The sequence below is a fragment of the Puerhibacterium puerhi genome, assembly GCF_009846865.1.
In the GTDB taxonomy this organism is placed as follows: Bacteria; Actinomycetota; Actinomycetes; order Actinomycetales; family Cellulomonadaceae; genus Puerhibacterium; species Puerhibacterium puerhi.
The window spans coordinates 50110-69382 of the sequence record NZ_WUWN01000004.1; the positions used below are offsets into that span (position 1 = coordinate 50110).

The 19273-nt window shown below is 73.4% G+C and carries 25 protein-coding genes; 13 read left to right on the forward strand and 12 right to left on the reverse strand.

Translation table 11 applies throughout. The features are described from left to right. Window positions 1-3: 3 nt before the first annotated feature. Genes GSF02_RS03840 through GSF02_RS03850 form a run of 3 tightly spaced genes read left to right on the forward strand, consistent with a single transcriptional unit; the run spans window position 4 to window position 2221 of the window. Entirely contained in the window at window positions 4-1458 is a 1455-nt protein-coding gene (locus tag GSF02_RS03840) for an FAD-dependent oxidoreductase (protein WP_159792917.1), read from the forward strand. Then, a complete protein-coding gene (locus GSF02_RS03845; protein ID WP_159792919.1) occupies window positions 1455-1955 on the forward strand; it encodes a GNAT family N-acetyltransferase in 501 nt (166 codons plus the stop codon). Before GSF02_RS03840 ends, GSF02_RS03845 begins: the two co-directional genes overlap by 4 nt. Before the next feature lie 53 nt (window positions 1956-2008). Then, complete coding sequence (locus GSF02_RS03850) at window positions 2009-2221, forward strand: hypothetical protein (protein ID WP_159792921.1); 213 nt, start codon at window positions 2009-2011, stop codon at window positions 2219-2221. An 89-nt stretch (window positions 2222-2310) separates the two neighbouring features. Here the strand turns inward: GSF02_RS03850 and GSF02_RS03855 are convergent, their stop codons facing one another. Continuing rightward, window positions 2311-2736, reverse strand: coding sequence for an arsenate reductase ArsC (locus tag GSF02_RS03855; RefSeq protein ID WP_159792923.1), 426 nt, complete (start codon window positions 2734-2736; stop codon window positions 2311-2313). A gap of 481 nt (window positions 2737-3217) precedes the next feature. Between GSF02_RS03855 and GSF02_RS03860 the strand changes: the two genes are divergently transcribed. Next, complete coding sequence (locus GSF02_RS03860; protein ID WP_159792925.1) at window positions 3218-3967, forward strand: hypothetical protein; 750 nt, start codon at window positions 3218-3220, stop codon at window positions 3965-3967. Window positions 3968-4594: 627 nt separating this feature from the next. On the opposite strand, the gene GSF02_RS03870 is transcribed toward GSF02_RS03860, so the two are convergent. Then, window positions 4595-5452, reverse strand: a complete 858-nt coding sequence (locus GSF02_RS03870) for an SDR family NAD(P)-dependent oxidoreductase (protein WP_159792929.1) — start codon at window positions 5450-5452, stop codon at window positions 4595-4597. A gap of 162 nt (window positions 5453-5614) precedes the next feature. Here GSF02_RS03870 and GSF02_RS03875 point away from each other — a divergent pair, with 162 nt between their 5' ends. After that, window positions 5615-6157 carry a TetR/AcrR family transcriptional regulator gene (locus GSF02_RS03875; RefSeq protein ID WP_235915342.1) on the forward strand — a complete coding sequence of 181 codons (543 nt, stop codon included), beginning with the start codon at window positions 5615-5617 and terminating at the stop codon, window positions 6155-6157. A gap of 339 nt (window positions 6158-6496) precedes the next feature. Here the strand turns inward: GSF02_RS03875 and GSF02_RS03880 are convergent, their stop codons facing one another. After that, on the reverse strand, window positions 6497-6976 hold the full coding sequence (locus tag GSF02_RS03880; RefSeq protein WP_159792933.1) for a GbsR/MarR family transcriptional regulator: 480 nt from the start codon (window positions 6974-6976) through the stop codon (window positions 6497-6499). Beyond that, window positions 6966-7775 (reverse strand): alpha/beta fold hydrolase, encoded by an 810-nt coding sequence (locus tag GSF02_RS03885; protein ID WP_159792935.1) that lies wholly within the window; start codon window positions 7773-7775, stop codon window positions 6966-6968. Before GSF02_RS03885 ends, GSF02_RS03880 begins: the two co-directional genes overlap by 11 nt. 58 nt (window positions 7776-7833) lie before the next feature. Here GSF02_RS03885 and GSF02_RS03890 point away from each other — a divergent pair, with 58 nt between their 5' ends. Beyond that, the gene (locus GSF02_RS03890; RefSeq protein ID WP_159792937.1) at window positions 7834-8145 is read left to right on the forward strand and encodes a transcriptional regulator; all 312 of its coding nucleotides are present in this window, start codon (window positions 7834-7836) and stop codon (window positions 8143-8145) included. A 335-nt stretch (window positions 8146-8480) separates the two neighbouring features. Here GSF02_RS03890 and GSF02_RS03895 read toward each other — a convergent pair whose 3' ends face one another. Next, on the reverse strand, window positions 8481-8717 hold the full coding sequence (locus tag GSF02_RS03895) for a hypothetical protein (RefSeq protein ID WP_159792939.1): 237 nt from the start codon (window positions 8715-8717) through the stop codon (window positions 8481-8483). A gap of 406 nt (window positions 8718-9123) precedes the next feature. On the opposite strand from GSF02_RS03895, the gene GSF02_RS03900 reads away from it, so the two are divergent. Then, window positions 9124-9309, forward strand: a complete 186-nt coding sequence (locus tag GSF02_RS03900; protein ID WP_159792941.1) for a hypothetical protein — start codon at window positions 9124-9126, stop codon at window positions 9307-9309. A 136-nt stretch (window positions 9310-9445) separates the two neighbouring features. Here GSF02_RS03900 and GSF02_RS03905 read toward each other — a convergent pair whose 3' ends face one another. Both GSF02_RS03905 and GSF02_RS03910 read right to left on the reverse strand, forming a co-directional pair. Next, window positions 9446-9997, reverse strand: a complete 552-nt coding sequence (locus GSF02_RS03905) for a DinB family protein (RefSeq protein WP_235915343.1) — start codon at window positions 9995-9997, stop codon at window positions 9446-9448. A 90-nt stretch (window positions 9998-10087) separates the two neighbouring features. Beyond that, a complete protein-coding gene (locus GSF02_RS03910) occupies window positions 10088-10561 on the reverse strand; it encodes a DUF1801 domain-containing protein (protein WP_159792943.1) in 474 nt (157 codons plus the stop codon). Window positions 10562-10718: 157 nt separating this feature from the next. Between GSF02_RS03910 and GSF02_RS03915 the strand changes: the two genes are divergently transcribed. Then, window positions 10719-11330: a sugar O-acetyltransferase gene (locus tag GSF02_RS03915; RefSeq protein ID WP_159792945.1), complete on the forward strand. Its 612-nt coding sequence runs from the start codon at window positions 10719-10721 to the stop codon at window positions 11328-11330. Next, entirely contained in the window at window positions 11323-11886 is a 564-nt protein-coding gene (locus tag GSF02_RS03920) for a TetR/AcrR family transcriptional regulator (protein WP_159792947.1), read from the forward strand. The genes GSF02_RS03915 and GSF02_RS03920 overlap by 8 nt, the downstream gene beginning before the upstream one ends. A 115-nt stretch (window positions 11887-12001) precedes the next feature. Here the strand turns inward: GSF02_RS03920 and GSF02_RS03925 are convergent, their stop codons facing one another. Further along, a complete protein-coding gene (locus GSF02_RS03925; RefSeq protein ID WP_159792949.1) occupies window positions 12002-12223 on the reverse strand; it encodes a hypothetical protein in 222 nt (73 codons plus the stop codon). A 176-nt stretch (window positions 12224-12399) separates the two neighbouring features. Further along, on the reverse strand, window positions 12400-13722 hold the full coding sequence (locus GSF02_RS03930; RefSeq protein WP_201308781.1) for an MFS transporter: 1323 nt from the start codon (window positions 13720-13722) through the stop codon (window positions 12400-12402). A 56-nt stretch (window positions 13723-13778) separates the two neighbouring features. Between GSF02_RS03930 and GSF02_RS03935 the strand changes: the two genes are divergently transcribed. The 4 genes from GSF02_RS03935 to GSF02_RS03950 all read left to right on the forward strand — a co-directional run bounded on the left by GSF02_RS03935 (window position 13779) and on the right by GSF02_RS03950 (window position 16191). After that, complete coding sequence (locus GSF02_RS03935) at window positions 13779-14774, forward strand: ArsR/SmtB family transcription factor (protein ID WP_159792951.1); 996 nt, start codon at window positions 13779-13781, stop codon at window positions 14772-14774. A gap of 98 nt (window positions 14775-14872) precedes the next feature. After that, window positions 14873-15211: a cupin domain-containing protein gene (locus GSF02_RS03940; protein ID WP_159792953.1), complete on the forward strand. Its 339-nt coding sequence runs from the start codon at window positions 14873-14875 to the stop codon at window positions 15209-15211. 114 nt (window positions 15212-15325) lie between these two features. Next, window positions 15326-15760: a helix-turn-helix transcriptional regulator gene (locus GSF02_RS03945; protein WP_159792955.1), complete on the forward strand. Its 435-nt coding sequence runs from the start codon at window positions 15326-15328 to the stop codon at window positions 15758-15760. 20 nt (window positions 15761-15780) lie between these two features. Then, a complete protein-coding gene (locus GSF02_RS03950) occupies window positions 15781-16191 on the forward strand; it encodes a VOC family protein (RefSeq protein ID WP_159792957.1) in 411 nt (136 codons plus the stop codon). An 89-nt stretch (window positions 16192-16280) separates the two neighbouring features. Here GSF02_RS03950 and GSF02_RS03955 read toward each other — a convergent pair whose 3' ends face one another. From GSF02_RS03955 to GSF02_RS03965, 3 genes are all read right to left on the reverse strand, one after another. Beyond that, entirely contained in the window at window positions 16281-16817 is a 537-nt protein-coding gene (locus GSF02_RS03955) for a hypothetical protein (RefSeq protein ID WP_159792959.1), read from the reverse strand. A 107-nt stretch (window positions 16818-16924) separates the two neighbouring features. Next, complete coding sequence (locus GSF02_RS03960) at window positions 16925-17704, reverse strand: TetR/AcrR family transcriptional regulator (protein WP_235915344.1); 780 nt, start codon at window positions 17702-17704, stop codon at window positions 16925-16927. Then, window positions 17701-19227, reverse strand: coding sequence for a glycoside hydrolase family 43 protein (locus GSF02_RS03965; protein WP_159792961.1), 1527 nt, complete (start codon window positions 19225-19227; stop codon window positions 17701-17703). The genes GSF02_RS03960 and GSF02_RS03965 overlap by 4 nt, the downstream gene beginning before the upstream one ends. Window positions 19228-19273: the final 46 nt, after the last annotated feature.

Genomic DNA, 19273 nt, shown 5'->3' on the forward strand with positions numbered 1-19273 from the left:
TTGATGAGCGCGACGACGTCGCAGGAGCTGCCGGTGGTCGTGGTGGGGGCGGGCCCGGTGGGCCTGGCCGCCGCGGCGCACCTGCTGGAGCGCGGGCTGGAGCCGCTGGTGCTGGAGGCCGGCGGCGGCCCGGGCGCCGCGGTGGGGCGGTGGGGGCACGTGCGGCTGTTCTCCCCGTGGCGTTACGACATCGACGCCGCCGCGCGGCGGCTGCTCGAGGCCTCCGGGTGGGCTGCGCCGGACCCCGACGTGCTGCCGACCGGCGCGGAGCTGGTGCGCGACTACCTCGCCCCGTTGGCCGCCACCGCGGCCCTCGCGCCGCGCATCCGGTACGGCACCCGCGTGGTCGCCGTGGCCCGCGACGGCGCCGACCGCACCCGCTCGCTCGGCCGCGACCGGCTGCCCTACCGGGTGCGCACCGTGGACGCCGCCGGCGAAGTCATCGACGTGCTCGCCCGGGCCGTCGTCGACGCCTCGGGGACCTGGGGGCAGCGCAACCCCATCGGCACCAGCGGGCTCCCGGCCGTCGGCGAGGACGCCGCCGCGGCGGCGGGCCTGCTGGCCGGCCCGCTGCCGGACGTGCTCGGCGCCGATCGTGCACGGTTCGCCGGAAGGCGGGTCCTGGTCGTCGGCATGGGCCACTCCGCCGCGAACACCCTGCTCGCCCTGGCCGAGCTCGCCGAGGCCACGTCGGACACCCGCATCACGTGGGCGATCCGCGGCGCCTCGCCGCGGCGCCTGTACGGCGGCGGCGCAGCCGACGAGCTGCCCGCGCGCGGCCTGCTCGGCAGCCGCCTGCGCGACGCCGTCGAGGCCGGCCGCATCGAGCTGCTCACCCGTACCTCGATCGAGCGCCTCGAAGTCCTCGACGGCGGCGCTGCGGTCCGCGTCGGCGGTTCCGCCCGGCGGGGCGGTGTCGATGGCCTGCTGGACCTGACCGTGGACGTGGTTTTTGACGCCACCGGCTTCCGCCCCGACCTGGCGATGCTGCGCGAGGTGCGCCTCGACCTCGATCCGGTGATCGAGGCCCCGTCCGCCCTGGCCCCGCTGGTCGACCCCAACCTGCACTCCTGCGGGACGGTGCCGCCGCACGGCGAGCGCGAGCTGGCCCACCCCGACGCCGGGTTCTACCTCGCCGGCGTGAACTCCTACGGCCGCGCGCCGACCTTCCTGCTGGCCACCGGGTACGAGCAGGTGCGCTCGATCGCCGCCGCCCTGGCCGGCGACCGCGCTGCGGCCGACGCCGTCGAGCTGAACCTGCCCGAGACCGGGGTCTGCTCCACCGACCTGGCCGCCGAGGGCGACACCGCAGGCGGCGCGGGCGGCGGCTGCTGCGCGGTGCCGGCCGGGCCGCGGCCGGTCACGCTCGGCGTCGGCGCCCCGGTCGGTGTCGGCGCGGGCGTCGGGTTCGCCACCGGCGTGGCGCACGGCCGATCCGGCGACGGAGGATGCGCATGACCCCGGTGATTCGCGCGGCCACCGGCGCGGACCTGGAGGCGGTCGCGGGCATCTACTGCCACTACGTGGCCGGCTCGACCGCGACCTTCGAGCTGACGGCGCCGGACACCGCGGCATGGGCGAACAAGCTCGCCGGGCTGCAGGAAGCCGGGTGGCCGTTCCTCGTGGCCGAACAGGACGGGCAGGTCGCCGGCTACGCGTACGTCGGGCCGTGGCGGCCGCGCCCGGCGTACGCCGCCACGGTGGAGGACACGATCTACCTCGACCCGGCGGCCACGGGCAAGGGCATCGGGGCGCTGCTGCTAGCCGAGCTGCTGGACCAGGCCCGCGAGGCCGGGGCCCGGGAGGTGATCGCCGTGATCGCGGACGCCGAGTCGACCGCGTCGCTGGTCCTGCACCGCCGCGCGGGGTTTACCGAGGCCGGGCGGCTCGAACGGGTCGGACGCAAGTTCGACCGCTGGCTGGGCACCACCCTGCTGCAGAAGTCCCTCAACTGAACCAGCGAACGACGAGCGACTGGCACTTGGGGTTGGTCGATGAAGGAGGAGCGATGTTCCCCGAGCTGGAGCGGATCGTCTTCGATCAGCGCACCCGCGAGGCCGAGCAGGTGCTGGCCTACCGCCTGGCCGTCCTGCAGCGGCGCGGCGACGTCACGCCGCCGCGCCGCACCCCGGGCCGGCCGACCGCGGTATGGGCGCGGGCCCTCGCGCGGATCGCCGCGGCCCGTCCGGCGGTCGCGCAGCCGTGCTGCGTGCCGGCCTGACTCGGCGCGGATGGCACAAGGCCTCCGCCCATCCGGACGGAGGCCTTGTCAGCGCTCGAGATGCCCGGGAGCCGAGCCTGGCACCGCGTTCAGGCGACGGGCTGCACGCCCAGCTCAGCCAACAGCCCACGCACCCGTTGCTCGATCTCGTCACGGATGGGACGCACGGACTGGATGCCCTGCCCGGCCGGGTCATCAAGGGCCCAGTCCTCGTAGCGCTTGCCGGGGAAGATCGGGCAGGCGTCACCGCAGCCCATGGTGATGACGACGTCGGAGGCCTGGACGGCCTCGGTGGTAAGCACCTTGGGCTGCTCGGCGGTGATGTCGATGCCCCGCTCACGCATGGCCTCGACCGCCACGGGGTTGATCTGCTCGGCAGGCATCGACCCGGCCGAGCGCACCTCGACCTCACCGTCGGACAACTCGCGCAGGAAGCCCGCCGCCATCTGGGACCGGCCGGCGTTGTGCACGCACACGAACAACACGGACGCACGGATAAAACTGGGCTCGGTCACGGGAAACCTCGCGGTGGTGCGACGACAGCTGTAGACACCAGAAGGCTACGGCCTCACCGGCGGCCTCCCACCGTTCGCGCTGACCGACCTTCGGTACCGCGCAGCGGGACATCAGCCCCACGTACACGCTGGCGTTCAAATCCGACCGTTTCCGGACTGCGCTTCAAGGGGCATAGGCCGGCGTCTTGCAGCGACTACCGCATCACACAGATTACGAGAGGCGACAACACCCCCCGCAGATTCTCGCGGTGGCTTCGACCCTGTACGGGGACCGGTTGCCAGCTATACGCTCCCCGTGCGCGATCCAGCGCACACAGGGGAATACAGGGGGAACCATGCTCAGAACATCGAGGTTCACAGCCCGTCTTGTAGCTGCCGGCGCAGTCACAGCTGGCGTCGTCGCTGGGATGGCGTCGCCGGCGACCGCAGCGGGCGAGGAGCCGCCGCGGCTGGCCGACGTGTGCACCGCTCTCGTCAGCGAGTGATGACCACTGCCGCACACGACGGCCAAACTGGCGAAGGCCGGGCCACGTGCACCGGGGACAACGCCCAAGTCGCTTTCGGTGACGAGGCCAACGAAATCCGTTACGCCACGGACGCCTCCAGCACAGTGGTCTACATCATGGACGAGGACGAAGCGCCTGACGGCGAGACATCTGAGCGCGAAGATGCCGCGCGCAGCGAGCTCGAGCCGACTCCTGCGCCCGCTACCTACACGATGGCGAACGCCATGGAGTGCAGCAGCTACCAGATCGTCCGAACGGAGTACACCGCCGACTCACGCACGTGCCTGTGGTGGGGACAGGTCGACCCCGCGACCAATGCAGTGGCCTGGTCCCAGGAGGGGTACGTGCGGCATTCGCTAAGCCTGCAGTTCCAACACCACCACATGGCGTTCGATTTCATGATCCTCGCTGAGGATGGTATTCCCAGGCTGACCCAGTTCAACGTGCCCGTTCGCATGCGAAAGCATGTCGCCCTCTCTCCCGACATCACGACAGATACGGCGGCATTCACGAGCGGCGGGGCCTACTCCGAAGGGGGATGGGGTGCCAGCATGACCCTCAGCACCGACGGCACCCTCGGCACCTTCTTCACTGAAATTCACGACATCACCCTCGTCGACGCATTCTCAGGAGCGAGGTTCCAAGTAGTGGATCTGACCCACCACCAGTCGCCTCGCTTCGATTGCGTCAAAGTGGACTACTCATGCACGTTCCAGGACGCGTGAGGATGCAATGAGGGATGACGTCCTCGCCCCCGCCGGCGAAGCACGCGACTCGATCGAGGCCGCAATGCGCAGCCTTCACTCGGAGATCGAGCTGCGCACCGGAGAACCTCGCGTAGTCAGCCAGCACTTCGAGGTCGTATCCGTCAGCCATCACGTGACGCAGGTGAGCACAGACCCGCCCAGCTACGTCGCCAGCGCCCTCATGGTCGTTCGCTACGAAGGCTTTCCGCGTCGCTCGTCGTAGCGCTCCGATCTGCGCAGACAGCGTCCATCGCGACGGCCCCACGGTGGATCACCGTGGGGCCGTCTATGGCCTGCCACAGCCAGTCTCGGGGCTCCGCCAGCGATGAACAGGACGCGCGGATGGATGAGTCCGTGCGCGCCTCGATCCAGAAGGCTCACGATGGCTACCTCCTGAGTCGCGACCACGTCCTCGTCGTCCGCGAGCGAGTCGCACCGTGCGGCCGCGCACTGCGGCCGGCTCGATGCGGACAGGTTCTTCGCGCCCAACGGTGGTGGCGCCTGTTCAGAAACGACCGCTTCCGGGCGCCTCCTCCTCGATCGCTCGCTGACAGCACGGCCCCGCCTTGCCTCGGCAGGGGGTGCGTACGAACCGCGATGGCTCGGTCAGGAGGCCGGCTCAGGCAGCGGCACGGCACGCTCGGCGGCACGGCTGACCCGTTCCCACGCCGACCACGTCTCGAGCCGTTGCCGGGACACCTCGTGGGCCAGGTCGTACGTCAGGCTCCCCAGCGCCAGGCGCAGCGGCGGTTCGTCGCTGTCGACGAGGGTGAGCATCGCCTCAGCAGCGAGCCGTGGGTCGCTGTCCACCGATCCGTCTGCCCACTGGCGCTCGAGCTCCGCGCGCAGGGAGCCGTAAGCCTCGAGGGGCGTCGTGGAGACCATGCTCGCGTAGAGGTCCGTCCAGTAGCCGCCCGGCTGGACGATGGTGACGGCCACCCCGAAGGCCGCGGCCTCCCGCGCGAGGGCCTCGCTCATGCCCTCGAGCGCGAACTTGCTCGCGCTGTACAGGCCGGTGCTGGGGAACCCGCCGAGCGCGGCGATGCTCGAGATCTGCAGGATGTGGCCCTTCCCCTGGCGGCGCAGGTGCGGCAGCACGGCCTGACTCACCCACAGCGCACCGAAGAAGTTGACCTCGAGCTGGGTGCGGGCCTGCTCCTCGGTGAACTCCTCGACCATGCCCATGGACATGGTGCCCGCGTTGTTCACCACGACATCCAGGCGACCGAAGCGGGCGACGGCGGCTTCCACCGCCGCGTCGACCGCGCTCCGGTCGGTCACGTCCACGCTCAGCGCCAGGACCCGATCGCGGTGCTGCACGTCGAACGCCTCGACGGTCGCCGTCCGTGCCGCCACGACCACGCGGTCGCCGCGCTCGAGGGCTGCGAGGGCCACCGCGTGGCCCAGTCCCCGGCTGGCGCCCGTGATGAACCACGTACGAGGGGCGGATGAAGAGTGGCGCATCGTTGCTGCTCCTATCGGTTAGACGAGACGGTCCGTCTCGTTGATGCGACCGTAGGGCACACGAGGCAGGAAAGCAATACGCAACGTCTCGTCTCGCCCGGGTAGGCTGGGTGGATGCCGAGCCCTGATCCCGCACGCCGCAGCGAGAGGTCGCGTCGAGCCGTGCTGACGGCCGCGCTCGACCTGGTGCAGGAGGTGAAGTACTCCCACGTCAGCATCGAGGCCATCGCGGCCCGTGCCGGCGTCGGCAAGCAGACGATCTACCGCTGGTGGCCCTCGAAGGCGAGCATCCTGTTCGACGCCTTCCTGCAGCTGAGCGAGACGGCGGAGGGCGGGGCGCCGGAGCTGCCCGACACCGGCGACCTCCACCGCGACCTGACGACCGTGCTCCGCGCGACCGTCGCCGAGCTGAACGATCCGCGGATGGACGCGCCGATGCGCGCACTGGCCGTCGAGATCGCCCAGGACCCCGACCTCGCCCGCACCTACCACGAGCGGCTCGACGGCCCGCTCCGGGACGCGAAGAAGCGGCGGCTGCGCACCGCCCAGCGCGCCGGCCAGCTCGCAGAAGGCCTCGACCTGGACGTCGCCGTGGACCTCGTCTGGGGCCCTGTGCTCAATCGCTGGCTGCAGCGCACCGGCCCCCTCACCGACGACTACGTCGACAGCGTCCTGACCACGGCCATGCGGGGCCTGCGCCCCTGAGCACACGTCGGTCCAGGGTTGGGACGAGCGAGCCACTCGGCCCACGACGGCCGCCGGCGGGCAGTCCGCCGAAGCCGCTCGAGAACCGACCGTTGCGGACGCCGCCTCCTGGACGGGCTACCAGGGTGCCGGAGCTCGCGCCGCCCTCCCGCTCGCACTCATGCACGACGGTCGTCTCGGCGCCGGATACCTGCCGCTCGGGCATGACGTCGACTGCCGGTCCCACCAGCTCGGGGGACGGCGTGGCGCTCACGGCGATCGTGAGCTGCTCGCCGACGTCGGCGCTCCTCCACGGCCCCCCCCACACACACACACATGCTGCGGCTGTCAGCGTCGTCGTCATCGCTCCTGCTTCGTGCCGTGGTCGCTGCGAACGGCCCGTGGTCGACGTCCGGCGAGGATCTGTTCCCCCGCAGCGACGTAGCCGTCGAACAGCGCGACGATGTCGTTCAGCCGGTCGCTGGCGGCCGAGGCGGGAGCGACCAGCTCCTCGCCCGCGCGCAGCGCGTCGATGAAGAGCCGGGCACGGCGGTGCGAGGCCTCGAGCAGCGTCTCGAGCCCCGATTCGGCCTGGACGTACAGGCGGCGTGTGCCTCGACCGGTCCAGGTACGCGCCAGCCCCCAGCTGGTCAGCTCACGGACCGAGGTGCTGACCTGGCCCGCGCTCAGCCCGGTCGCCTCGCGCAGCGCCTCGAGCGTCGTCGCCTCCTCGGCGAGCAGCAGGACGGCGTACACCTTGCCCGTGGCGCGGGGGAGATGCCACGTGGCCAACAGCTCGGCCAGGTTCTCGGTGAAGCGCGCGTACGCCTCATCCGGCACGGTCGACCACCCGGGCCAGGAAGTCGCCGAGCGCCTGAGCGACGGCGTCGGGAGCATCCTGGGTGACGACATGGCCGGCGCCGGGCACGACGGTCTCGGAGACGCCTTCCGTGGCGGCCCAGCGCGGCATCGCGCGGGCGATGTTGCCAGTCCGGTCCTTCTCGCCACGCAGCAGCAGCAGAGGAACCGGCGTGCGATATTCCGGGTCGGGCACGACGAGCTGTGTCGTCGCCTGCCACACGGCGAGGAACTCCGCCTTGGACAGCGTCGAGAACGCGCGCACCAGGTCGGAGCGTGCTGCCGCGGTCACCGCGGAGGCGTCGGCCATCATCCGCGGCAGGCGTGAGGCGGGCACCAGACGCAGCACAGGCGCCGCACAGGCCAGAGCCCACCGTTCCGCCACCGACAACGGACCGGCGTTCCACGTGGCGTCGAGCACCGCCAGGGCGGAGTAACGCTCCGGCGCCCGCTGCACGAGCCGCTGGGCCAGGTTGCCACCGAGCGAGTGCCCCACGAGCGCCGGACGATCCAGCCCGCAGTGCCTCACCAGCGCCTCGATGTCGCTGACGAGGAGCTCCGCCGAGACGGGGACCGTGTTGGGCCGCGAGGCACCATGCCCACGCAGGTCCACCACGACGGTGCGGAACCCCGCCTGTGCCAGGGTGCGACGCTGCACCTGAAACATCACGTGGTCCGCGCCCGCTCCGTGCAGGAGAAGCACCGAGGGTCCCGGGCCGCCGTCGTCGGCGTAGCGCAGGACGCATCCAGAAGTGTCGAGTTCCCCGGGTAGATTCACCATTCACTGAATATGGTGCACACGCCGGCACGGGCACAAGGCCTGAGCGACACAGGCCCGCATGCACCGCCCGGACGACGTCCAGCGCACGCGTCCGTATGTGCTCGCCATGTGCAGGTTCTTCCGGTTCCTCGCCGATCTGCTGGAGGTCAGCGACTCCACCCTCTCGCAGACCCTCACCGTCTTGTCAGACGCCGGCCTGGTGTCGGTACGGAAGGAACCGGTAGGCCGGCGCACCCGCACCTGGGTCGCGATCAGCGACACCGGCCGCGAGGCCTTCGCACGCCACCTGTCCACGTTGCAGGCCATCATCGAAGCCGGCACCGACACCGACACCGACACCGCAGTGCAGCACCGAGGAGGCCAGCGATGACCCCCGCCTGGCACGCCCAGGCGATCTCAACGCTGCCGCCGAGACGCTCACCGACGAGCGCGAGCCGTCGCGGCATACCGCAGGGCCGCCGGCCGCTGGTCCTCGAAGCACGCGGCCGATGCCCGCACTGCGCGCCTCGGACTCTGGCTGCACGACGAGCCGCAGCGAACGACCCCGACCGCCCCGGCCGCTGGTCGCCGGCGCGCCACGCCTACCTCGACCGGCTGGCACCCGGGCGGGAGGCACAGGCGCGGACTGCGGAGATGGCGTCGTCGCACTGCGTGGTGAGACGTGCCCCGCGTCCTGGCCCGAGGAGAGCGTTCCAGTCCCCGCGCTCAGCGGCCTGTCGAGACGACCGAGCTCTCCTCGCTGATCGACACCGAGGAGACCACGTAGGCCAGGCTGGCCACGAGCGCGAGTCCTGACAGCGCGAGAGCAACGATGATCCATCCCAGGCGGCCGCGGCGAAGCAGCAGGTTCCGGAGCACGAACGCTGTGGCTGCGAGGGCTGCGAAGATCCCCCAGACGGGATTGATCACGACGACCAGTGCGGCAAGCACGGCGATGACCACCGACGCCAGCTCGGCCGACCTGATGGGTTGCCGAGCCTCGTGTGTCACCGTCACCGCAGCAGCCTCTCGCACGGGAGGCGCCTTCCGAAGCCTTTTGCCCCATCGCGGCGTGCCGAGACGGGGCCAGTCCGGCCAGGCGGTGGTCCGGGTTGATGCTGCGCGCCCGGGTGGCGACCGCGCGGGCGGGTCGACGATGGCGGCACGGCCCGCTCGGCGGCCAGCTCGACCTCGGGGTCGTCGTCGGCGGCGATCATCCGGGCGGGCAGCTCGAACGGCAGGCACAGGGCCGGTCCGGCACCGAGTGATCACCCGGTCGTCCGAAGATCCACACGACTTCCGGGACTACGACGCCCCGTCCGTGCGTTGTGGCTGGTGGCACGATCGCCGACCGGAAGGAGCGACGCCGATGAGCATCTTCGACGCCACGAACCCCGTCCCGGCCGGCGGCTGGTGGAGCCGGCTGTGGGAGCCCGTGCAGGTGTGGTGGCAGGTCCGTCAGGACATCGCCCGCCTCACCCGCGACCTCCCCAGGCTCGACCAGCCGACGGACGCCGACCCGACGCCCGCGGACTGCCAGGCGTGCCCCGTCTGAGCAGCGCACCACCGACGAACCGACCTGACGAACTGACCTACTGACCCAGCTACGACGGGCCGGGTACCGGAGCTCCGGTACCCGGCCCGTCGTCGTCCGCGGGGCCGTCGCCGCCGACCTGTCGGCCATCGGTCTGCTACTGGCCGGCGCGGCCGTCCAGGCACTCGCGCAGCAGGTCGGCGTGCCCCACGTGCCGCGCGTACTCCTCGACCATGTGGACCAGGATGTCGCGCACGGCGGAGGTCTCCGCGCCGTCGCGGAAGACGACGACGTCGTCGAGGCGGTCCTCGGCCAGCCCGTCGAGCCACGCGTCGGCGAGCGCGACCTGCTCGCGCCAGGCGCCGAACGCGTCCGCGACCGCCGCGTCGGTGGGCCGCACGTCGGCGAACCCGGAGTCGCCGTCGTCGTACAGCCGCTCCTCCCCGAGCCCCTGCAGCGCGATCCGGAACCAGAACTGCTCGACGCGGGCGAGGTGGCGCACCAGGCCCAGCAGGCTCAGGGCGCTCGGCGGCACGCTGCGGGTGGCGAGCTGCTCGGGCGTCAGGCCGTCGCACTTGAGCTCGAGGGTCATGCGGTAGGCGGTGAGGTACTGGCGGTAGGTCGCCAGCTCGCCGTGCACCTCGTCGGTGGGGCGCGGGTCCTGGTCGGCGGGCACGAACATGCCGCCGTAGCCGGTGGGGGCGTTCATGGCGCCAGCCCACCAGACCAGGGTCGCCGGGCGCCACGGCTTTCCGCGGCGCGCCCCGACGACGCCGCGGCGCCGTCGGGGAGGCCCGCGTCAGCCCGCGGCCTGCCGCACCACCTCGGCGAGCCGCTCCCAGGCCTCCTCGCTGACGTCTGTCAGGGCGTACGACGTCGCCCACAGGCCGCTCGGGTCGTCGAGCGCCGCCTCGGCGTTGAACCCGAACGTGGAGTAGCGCTCGCCGTCCGCCTGCCCGCTGCGGAAGAAGCACACCACCTTGCCCTTCCGGGCGTAGGCGGGCTGCCCGTAGTACAGCTTCGGCGCCAGGTCAGGGGCCACGCTGGTGACGATCGCGTGCACCCGCTCGGCGAGCGCACGGTCCGGCTCCGGCATGGCGGCGATCTTCGCCAGCACGTCGGCCTGGTCGCGCGCCGCCTTGTCGGCGCCGCGGCCCCGCTTCGCCTGGGCCCTGAGCTCGGCGGCCCGCTCCTTCATCGCCGCGCGCTCCCGCGTGGAGAACCCGTCCCCTGCCGTCGCGTCCTGCGTGGCGGACCTCGCGGTCGTCGTCATCCCTGTCGCTCCCTTCGTCGTCCCGCCTCGTGGGCGTCTCACGTGGCACGACGACGCTAGCGACGGGAGCCGCGCCGGCTCTTCTCGATTCCTGACCGATCCCACCGCGGCCACGCCCGGGTGTACGAGCGTACACATCCCGCCTACGCTGGCCGCCATGACCACCGACTACTTCGCGGGCGACCCGCGCACGAACCGGGAGCGCATGCTCGCCGGCGACCTCTACGTCGCCGACGACCCGGAGAACGCCCGCCTGGCGCAGCGCGCGGTGCGGCTGCAGGAGGAGTATCGCGCGCGGGCGGCCGAGGACCAGGGCGCCGCCGTCGCCGTCCTCGCCGAGCTGCTCGGCACGCTCGGCGAGGGCGCGTTCGTCAAGCCGCCGCTGTTCGTCGACTACGGGGAGAACCTCCACGTCGGACCGCGCACGTTCGTCAACTACAACCTCACGGCGCTCGACGTCGCCGAGATCCGCATCGGCGCCGACTGCCAGATCGGCCCGAACGTCCAGCTCCTGACGCCCACGCACCCGGTGGCCCCCACGCCTCGGCGCGACAAGCTCGAGGCCGCCCGGCCCATCACCATCGGGGACAACGTGTGGCTCGGCGGGGGCGTCATCGTCTGCCCGGGCGTCACCATCGGCGACAACACGGTGGTCGGCGCGGGCTCCGTCGTCGTGCGCGACCTGCCGGCGAACGTGCTCGCCGTGGGCAGCCCGGCGCGCGTGGTCCGCGAGATCTCCGACGACGACGGCGGGGTCCCCGGTGCCTGACGACGCGCCGCGCGCGCGGCGCCACGACCCGCAGCGGCGCGACCGGATCATCGACGCGTGCCTCGACGTCGTCGTCGCCCACGGCGTGGCCGGCACCTCGCACCGCAAGGTGGCCGCCGCCGCAGGCGTGCCGCTGGGGTCGATGACCTACCACTTCGCGGGCATGGACGAGCTGCTGCGCGAGGCGTTCACGCGGTTCGCGACCGCGGCCTCCGACCAGTTCGAGCGCCGGCTCGGCGCCGCGCGCGACGCCGCGGAGGCCAAGGCCGCCGTCGTCGCGCTCATCACCGGCGACGTGCTCACCACGCGCCGCGACCTGGTGCTGACCAGCGAGCTGTACACGCTCGCGGCGCGCGAGCCCGCGTTCCGGGACCTCACGAACCGCTGGATGGCCCGCTCCCGGGCCGCGCTCGAGCGGCACTTCGACCCGGTGACCGCACGGATGCTCGACGCGCTCATCGAGGGGCTCACCCTGCACCGCGCCCTGGACACCGAGCCGCACGACGCCGCGACCGCGGCGGAGGCTGTCGAGCGGATCACGCGGCCGGCCGGCTGAGGCCGGCGACCGGCGCCGGACCGCGGCACCGGGCACGCGAGAGGCCCCGCCTCACGACCCTCTTCTCGAGTCGTGGGGCGGGGCCTCAGCGCGTCAGCGGGGCGTCAGCCCTGCGTCAGCCCTCCGCGCGGCGCCGGGCGGCGCGCACCGCGAGCAGGCCGAGGAGCAGCAGCAGGGCCGCCGCGCCCACGATCCCGCCGACCATCACGCCGGTCTGGGCCAGGTGCCCGCCCGGTCCGGCCTGCGCCGGCTCGGACGGCGCCGGAGCCGGGTCCGACGGGTCCGCCGGGTCGGCCGGAGCCGGACCCGCCGGGTCGGCCGGCGGGACCGTGCCCACGGTCGCCGTCGACGGGTCGGACGTCAGCCGGTCGCCGCCGGGCAGACGTGTCCCGCGATGATCGAACAGGGTCGGGGAGGCCGCGGACGCGGCCTCCCCGAGATATCGCCCAGCGCCTCACCCAGCCCTGGCCCGATCTCACCCGCTCCACCGGGTGCGAGCGACGCGGCGAGGGGTCAGCCGACCCTCGTCGGCAGGCCGGGCCCGCCGCCGGCCGGGTCCCCGGCCTCCGTCGCCGACGGCGCGGACGGCGCGGCCGTCGTCACCGCGCCCGGCCCGCCACCGGGCCGCCCGTGCCGCACCAGCGCGGCGGCCCCGGCGCCCGCGGCGAGGAACACGACGCCGAGCCCGACCCACCCCACGGTGCCGTGCTCGATGGCGGTGGCGGTCACCAGCGGCGGGGCCACCATCGAGGCCACGGCGTAGCCGGTCTGGCTCAGGCCCTGGTACGCCCCGGCGCTGCGCGGGTCGGCCAGCTCGAACGCCATGCCCCACCCGCCGGCCTCACCGAGGATCTCGCCGAGGGAGTGCGCGAGCGCCGCGACGACCAGCAGCACGCACGCCGTCGCCACGCTGCCGTACCCGGCGAGCGCGTAGGCCAGGCACGCCCCGGCGAGCAGCCACGACGCCCGGCGCACGGTGAGCCCCGCGCGGCGCACGTCGTCGGTGCCGCGCGAGGCGCGCACCTGCAGCAGCGCCACGACGGCGGTGTTGAGCACCAGCAGCAGCGACACCATGACCGTCGGCGCGCCCGTGCTGGCGATCCACAGCGGCACGCCGACCGTCTGCAGCCCGAAGTGCATGGCGAGCACCGAGTTCAGCGCCACGCTGGCGACGTACGTGCGGTCGCGCAGCGGCGACGGTCCGCGCGAGCGGCCGGCGCCGTCGTCGGACCGGTGCTCGAGCATCCGCGCGGCGAGACCGGGCACGCGCCCCAGCCGGGCCAGCGGGAGCACCGCGGCGAGCAGCAGGACGGCGACGGCGAGCATCGCGGCCTGGTACGCGACGGCGGTGTCCACGAGCAGGGCGGCGCCGGCCGCCACCGTGCCCAGGCCGATGCAGACGTTGGTGACCACGCGCATGCGGGCGCGCACCGCCACCCGCTCGGGACCCACGTACCAGCGGGCCAGCACGGCCTGCTTGGCCGACCCGCTCGCCGAGCGCATCGCCACCGCGAAGCACGCGACGACGACGAACGCCGCCGCCGAGTGCGCCGCCGTGTAGGCGAGCATCGCCAGCCCGTTGAGCGCGGTGGCCACCCACTGCACGCGGTGCGCGCCGACCCGGTCGGCCAGTCGCCCGGCGCCGTACGCCGCGAGCACCCCGGCGCCGCCGGCGACGCCCAGGCCGAGGCCCACCGTCGTCGGCGCCAGCCCCACCACGCGCGTGAAGTACAGCGTGCTCACCGTGTAGAAGACGCCGCTGGACAGGGCGAACGCCATGGTGCTGAGGGTGAGGGAGCGCGCCACGCGCTCGCGGGGCCAGAAGGTCTCGATCACGGGCCCATTGCGCACCGCGGCGGCCGTGTCGGTGAACTCCTGTAGCGTCCGGCTTCATGCACACGCCCTCCCGGCCGCACCACGGCGGCCTCGTCGAGTACGAGCTGGCCGGGATGGACGTGGCGGACGTGCGCTTCGCCGTCTCGCCCCTGACCGAGCTGACGCTGTCCCTGCGCACGTTCCGCGAGCCGGGCCGCTACCCCGTGCACCTGCCGTGGCTGCGGCGCACCGAGCCCGCGCGCGCCGGGCTCGACGTCGCGCTGCTCACCGCGCTGACCAACGAGCGGCAGTGGACGCCGGACTACCTCACCCCGCGACCGCACAGCCCGCTCACCCGGCTCGACGACGAGCTCGAGGCCGCCGCGCGGGTGCCGCTGGACCGGCTGCGGGACGACCTGCGCGCCGTGCACCCCGACGGCCTGCCGGCGCCGCTGCGCGGCGACCTCGCCGCCGTGCGCGCCCGCGTCGTCGCAGCGCTGCAGGCCTACTGGGACGCGTGCTTCGCCCCGTGGTGGCCGCGGATGCGCACGGTGCTGCAGGCCGACGTCGTGCACCGCGGGCAGGTGGCCTCCGCCTACGGCCTCGGGGCGATGTTCGCCGGGCTGAGCGAGCGCATCCGGCTCGACGACGGCGTGGTGCGCGTGCGGCTCGGCAGCCCGGCGCGGTTCCGCCGGCCGACAACGGGCGAGGGCCTGACGCTGGTGCCCACGCTGTTCACGCGGGCCGCGAGCGCCCCCATCTCCCCCGCCGAGCCGCCGACGATCTGGTACGGCGCGCGCGGCGCCGGGACGCTGTGGCAGGCCGAGCCGGTGCGGGCGCCGGGCGTGCTGGCCGACCTGCTCGGCGCCACCCGGGCCGGGCTGCTCAGCACGCTCGCCGAGCCGACGTCGTCCACCGAGCTGGCCGGGCGCCTGGGCGTCACCGTGTCTGCCGTGAACCAGCACCTGCGCGCGATGCGCGCCGCAGGGCTGCTGAGCAGCGCCCGGCACGGGCGCTCGGTGCTCTACCTGCGCTCGGAGCTGGGGGACGCGCTGCTCGGCGCGGCGGAGTGAGCGCTCGGCCGCGGGGCACGGGCCGGGCGCCGGGCGAGACGCGGCGAGCGGCGCTAGCGTCGCTGCTACCAGCACCGACGTCTCATGGAGCAGCCTCGATGACGAACCTCGACCAGCTCGCCGACGCGCACCTGACCGCCGCCCGGGCCGCGGAGAACGGGCGCAGCACCGAGATCGTGCTGCACGACGGCCCGCTGCGCCAGACCGTCATCGCGATCAAGACGGGCGTCGAGCTCGGCGAGCACAACTCCCCGCCGGCGGCCTCCGTCCACGTGCTGCGGGGCCGCGTGGTCATCACCGGGATGGAGGGCGACGAGGAGATCGGCGCCGGCGAGCTGCGGGTGCTCGCCCACCACCGGCACGCCGTGCGCGCGCTCGAGGACGCGGCCTTCCTGCTCACGACGGTGACGAGCATCGACGAGGAGTCGCACCGCTGACCACCCTCCCGTTCCGGGTCCCTGGTGGTCCGAGACAGCGGGGGCTGTCTCGGACCACCAGGGACCCGGAACGGTCGAGGACCGGCAGGGACCCGGGGCGCTAGGGTGCGGGCCATGGCCATGGAGCGCGCCGAGGCGCAGCGCCTGCGGGACATCACCGTGATCCGCCGCGTGCGGGACCGGATCGACCGGGAGTACGCCCAGCCGCTCAACCTGGAGGAGCTCGCCAAGGGCGCGCACATGTCGTCCGGCCACCTGAGCCGGGAGTTCCGCCGCGTCTACGGCGAGTCCCCGTACGCCTACCTGATGACCCGGCGCATCGAGCGGGCGATGACGCTGCTGCGCCGCGGCGACCTCAGCGTCACCGACGTCTGCTTCGAGGTGGGCTTCTCGTCGCTGGGCACGTTCAGCACGCGCTTCAGCGAGCTGGTGGGCGTGCCGCCCAGCGTCTACCGCCGCGACCACTCCCAGGCCGCCGCGGGCATCCCCCCGTGCCTGGCCAAGCAGGTCACCCGACCGGTCAGGAATCGAGAAGCACCCGCGCGCTGAGCGGTCCTAGCGTGCCGGGCATGGACAACATCACCATCCACTACGCGTTCCTGCCCCACACCGACGCCGAGGCCGCCCTCGGCTTCTACCGCGACGCCCTGGGCTTCGAGGTCCGCCAGGACGTCGGCTACGGCGACATGCGCTGGATCACCGTCGGCCCGCCCGGGTCGCCGACGTCGATCGTGCTGCACCCGCCGGCCGTCGACCCCGGCATCACCGACGACGAGCGCCGCACGATCCTCGACCTCATCACCAAGGGCGCCTATGGCGCCATCACCCTGGGCACCGACGACCTCGACAAGCTCTTCGAGCGCCTCGAGGCCGCGGGTGTCGAGGTCGTCCAGGAGCCGATGGACCAGGACTACGGCGTGCGCGACTGCGCCTTCCGCGACCCGGCCGGCAACCTCGTCCGCGTCAACCAGCTCTCCTGACCCGGGTCACGGACGACGGCGCACCGCCGCGGGACGCGACGGCGCCCGCCCCCGGGTGTCGGGGACGGGCGCCGTCGGCGTCGGTGACGTCAGCAGTTGGTGGCGGTGTAGGTGCTGATGGACGTGCCAGCCTCCATGAACTCGTCGCTCATGAGCGCCTGGGCGGCGTCCGAGGCCTTGGTGACGGCGTCCTCGGCGGTCGGGTCGTCGAGCACCGACTGGATCGTATCGGTGTACTCGCGGAACGAGGTGGCGACGGTGTTCCAGTCGTCGGCGATCTCCGCCGGCGGCTCGACCGACTCGAACTCGGTGGTGAGCTCGTCGAAGGCCGCGATGGCGGCGGCGGGGTCGCTGGTGTCGATGCTGGACATGTCCTGCAGGGTCTCCGAGGCGGCGCAGACGTCGCCGGCGCCGGCGTCGGCCGTCTCCTCCTCGGCGGGGGTCTCCTCGGCGGGGGTCTCCTCGGCTGCCGTCTCCTCCTCGGTGGGCGTCGCGTCGGCCGACGCGGTGGTCTCCTCGGCGGCGGCGTCGGTCTCGTCGCCGGAGCCGCCGCAGGCGGCGAGGCTCAGGGCGAGGACGGCGGTGGTGGCCAGGGCGGTCGTCGTACGGGTCAGTCGGGTGCGCATGGCCCCGATGCTCTCGCACCCGGGAGCGGACCGCGAACCTGCGCCGCGCCGCCGGGGAGTTCTCCCCATGTGACGGCGGCGGCCCTCACCGGCGGTCCGGCGGCAGGTCAGCGGTGGTCGTCCCACACCGGCGAGGGGAACAGCACCCGCTCGAACGTGGCCCACGCGGCGACCAGGTCGATCGCCGGCGAGCGGAACAGCCGCAGCTGCAGCCCGTCCATCGCGGCGATCGCCATCTGCACCAGGTCCCGCATGCCGTCCCAGCCGCCGACCTCCGGCGGCAGCCGCCACGTGGTGCGCGAGTACAGCTCCCACACCGCCTCGGGGCGCATGTCGAAGTAGTCGTGCGCCGGGTGGTCCTCCGCGATCGCCTCGGCGCCGAGCACGACGTACAGCCGCACGAGCTGCGGGTCGCGGGCGTTGTTCGCCACGAGGTAGCGCAGGTACGCGGGGAAGGAGACGCCGTCGGGGTGGACGGCGGCCGGGTCGCCGGTCGCGACGAAGTCGTCCGGGTCGAACCGCTGGTCGTAGCCCTGCTGGACGATCAGCTGCAGCAGCCCCTGCTTGGTGCCCACGTAGTGCAGCAGGCCCGCCTGCGTGATGCCTACCTCGCGGGCGACGTCCTGCAGCGACAGCGAGGAGAAGCCGCGCTCGCTGATCAGCCGCGAGGCCACCGCGACGATCTGCCCGAGCCGCTCCTCGCGGGACAGGCGCACCCGCCGGCGCGGCGCCGCCGTCGGCCCGGCGACGCCCCGCGGGCCGCGCGAGGCGGCCGCCTCGAGGCCCTGCGACTCCTGCGGCACCGGGTCCACGCTCTCCACGGCGTCAAGGTACTGCAGCACCGACGCCAGGAGGGCGGCGTCCGCGCCCCGGCGCACGCCGGTCACCGCTGGACGTCCTGCCCCGTGTACTCGATCGCGGCGACGTCGACCACGCCCTCGCGGGCGTACGGGCCCACCACGCGGCCGGTGAAGGACTCGGTGAAGTCCGACGACAGGAACGCGCCGTCGACGCCGCCGAGCTCGACCCACCGCCCGCCGTCGTGCACCCAGCCGGTGAGGCGGTCGCACGAGGCGCCGAGCGTGGCCCGGCCCTGCTCCGGCGGGTCGGCGACGATCCGCACGCGCACCCGGCCGCCGGCGTCGGTGCGCCGGTGCACCCAGGTCTGCACCAGGCCGCGGGCGGTCATCGTCATGCTGGCCGTCTCGCCGCTGACCTCGACGTCCAGGTGCGAGCCCTCGTCGTAGCGCATCGAGACGCCGCCGACGCCGTCGGTGACGTCCAGGTCGACGGTGACCGTCGCGCCCTCGGTGACCTGGCGGACGCCGAGGAACGCCGGGTGGGCGTCCTCCATGCCGACGCCGGCGCCCCGGATCCGGGCGAAGCCGGGGCGCGCCTCGAGGTCGGCGACCTCGCGCGGGAAGGCGCGCACGGCCACGACCTCGCCCGGGAAGCCGTCGAGGGTGGCCGGGCCCTGCGCCGGGAAGGCGAACGTGCGCTCCACCGGGGCGTGCCGCTCGTCGAGCACGACCGGCTCGGCGTGCGGCCAGCCCTCGGCGTCCCAGGTGACGGGCGTCTGGAACGTCTCGCGGCCCATCGGGGCGAACGCGCGGGTCTGCGAGCGCGGGCGGGTGCCGAGCAGCACCATCGACCACGAGCCGTCGGCGTGCTGCACCAGGTCGCCGTGGCCGGCGTTCTGCACGGCGTTGTCCGTGCCGCGGGCGGTGACCAGCGGGTTGTACGGCGAGCCCTCGAACGGGCCCTCCGGGGAGCGGCCGCGCGCGACGGTGGCCGCGTGGCCGCGCTCGGTGCCGCCCTCGGCGATCATCAGGTACCACCACTCGCCGACGCGGTAGAGGTGCGGCGCCTCGGGGAACATGCCGCCCGTGCCGGACCACAGCGAGCGCGGCTCGCTCAGCGCGGCGCCGGTCTCGGGGTCGAAGCGCACCTGGGTGATGCCCCGGTGGACCATCGACCCGTCCTCCTCGTCGATGCCGAGGCCGGACATGGTGACGTAGCAGGTGCCGTCGGTGTCCCAGGCGATGTCGGGGTCGATGCCCACGACGTCCATGACGACGCCGTCGGACCACGGGCCGGCCGGGTCCTCAGCGGTGAACAGCACGTTGCCCCGGCCGGTGCCCAGCATGTCGGGCACCACGAGCCAGAACCTCCCGTCGTGGTGACGGATCGTGGGCGCCCAGGTGCCGCCGCCGGTGGGCACGCCCTTGGCGCCGAGCTGGCCGTCGCGCACGGCGACGTGGCCGACGAGCTCGACGTCGACCAGGTCCGTGGAGCGGTAGATCGGGATGCCCGGCAGGTACTCGAACGTCGAGGTCGCGATGTAGTACGCGCCGCCCACCCGGCACACGCTCGGGTCGGGGTGGAAGCCGGGGATCAGCGGGTTGCGCACGGGTGGTTCCTTCAGCGTCGTCGGTGACTATCAAATCTTACCGGGC

What these genes read in the sequence shown, in the direction of transcription:
- GSF02_RS03840 (WP_159792917.1), top strand. Translation starts at nt 4, where the DNA reads ATGAGCGCGACGACGTCGCAGGAGCTGCCGGTGGTCGTGGTGGGGGCG.
- GSF02_RS03845 (WP_159792919.1), top strand. Translation starts at nt 1,455, where the DNA reads ATGACCCCGGTGATTCGCGCGGCCACCGGCGCGGACCTGGAGGCGGTC.
- GSF02_RS03850 (WP_159792921.1), top strand. Translation starts at nt 2,009, where the DNA reads ATGTTCCCCGAGCTGGAGCGGATCGTCTTCGATCAGCGCACCCGCGAG.
- GSF02_RS03870 (WP_159792929.1), bottom strand. Translation starts at nt 5,452, where the DNA reads ATGCGCCACTCTTCATCCGCCCCTCGTACGTGGTTCATCACGGGCGCC.
- GSF02_RS03885 (WP_159792935.1), bottom strand. Translation starts at nt 7,775, where the DNA reads ATGGTGAATCTACCCGGGGAACTCGACACTTCTGGATGCGTCCTGCGC.
- GSF02_RS03890 (WP_159792937.1), top strand. Translation starts at nt 7,834, where the DNA reads ATGCACCGCCCGGACGACGTCCAGCGCACGCGTCCGTATGTGCTCGCC.
- GSF02_RS03900 (WP_159792941.1), top strand. Translation starts at nt 9,124, where the DNA reads ATGAGCATCTTCGACGCCACGAACCCCGTCCCGGCCGGCGGCTGGTGG.
- GSF02_RS03905 (WP_235915343.1), bottom strand. Translation starts at nt 9,997, where the DNA reads ATGAACGCCCCCACCGGCTACGGCGGCATGTTCGTGCCCGCCGACCAG.
- GSF02_RS03910 (WP_159792943.1), bottom strand. Translation starts at nt 10,561, where the DNA reads ATGACGACGACCGCGAGGTCCGCCACGCAGGACGCGACGGCAGGGGAC.
- GSF02_RS03915 (WP_159792945.1), top strand. Translation starts at nt 10,719, where the DNA reads ATGACCACCGACTACTTCGCGGGCGACCCGCGCACGAACCGGGAGCGC.
- GSF02_RS03935 (WP_159792951.1), top strand. Translation starts at nt 13,779, where the DNA reads ATGCACACGCCCTCCCGGCCGCACCACGGCGGCCTCGTCGAGTACGAG.
- GSF02_RS03940 (WP_159792953.1), top strand. Translation starts at nt 14,873, where the DNA reads ATGACGAACCTCGACCAGCTCGCCGACGCGCACCTGACCGCCGCCCGG.
- GSF02_RS03945 (WP_159792955.1), top strand. Translation starts at nt 15,326, where the DNA reads ATGGCCATGGAGCGCGCCGAGGCGCAGCGCCTGCGGGACATCACCGTG.
- GSF02_RS03950 (WP_159792957.1), top strand. Translation starts at nt 15,781, where the DNA reads ATGGACAACATCACCATCCACTACGCGTTCCTGCCCCACACCGACGCC.
- GSF02_RS03955 (WP_159792959.1), bottom strand. Translation starts at nt 16,817, where the DNA reads ATGCGCACCCGACTGACCCGTACGACGACCGCCCTGGCCACCACCGCC.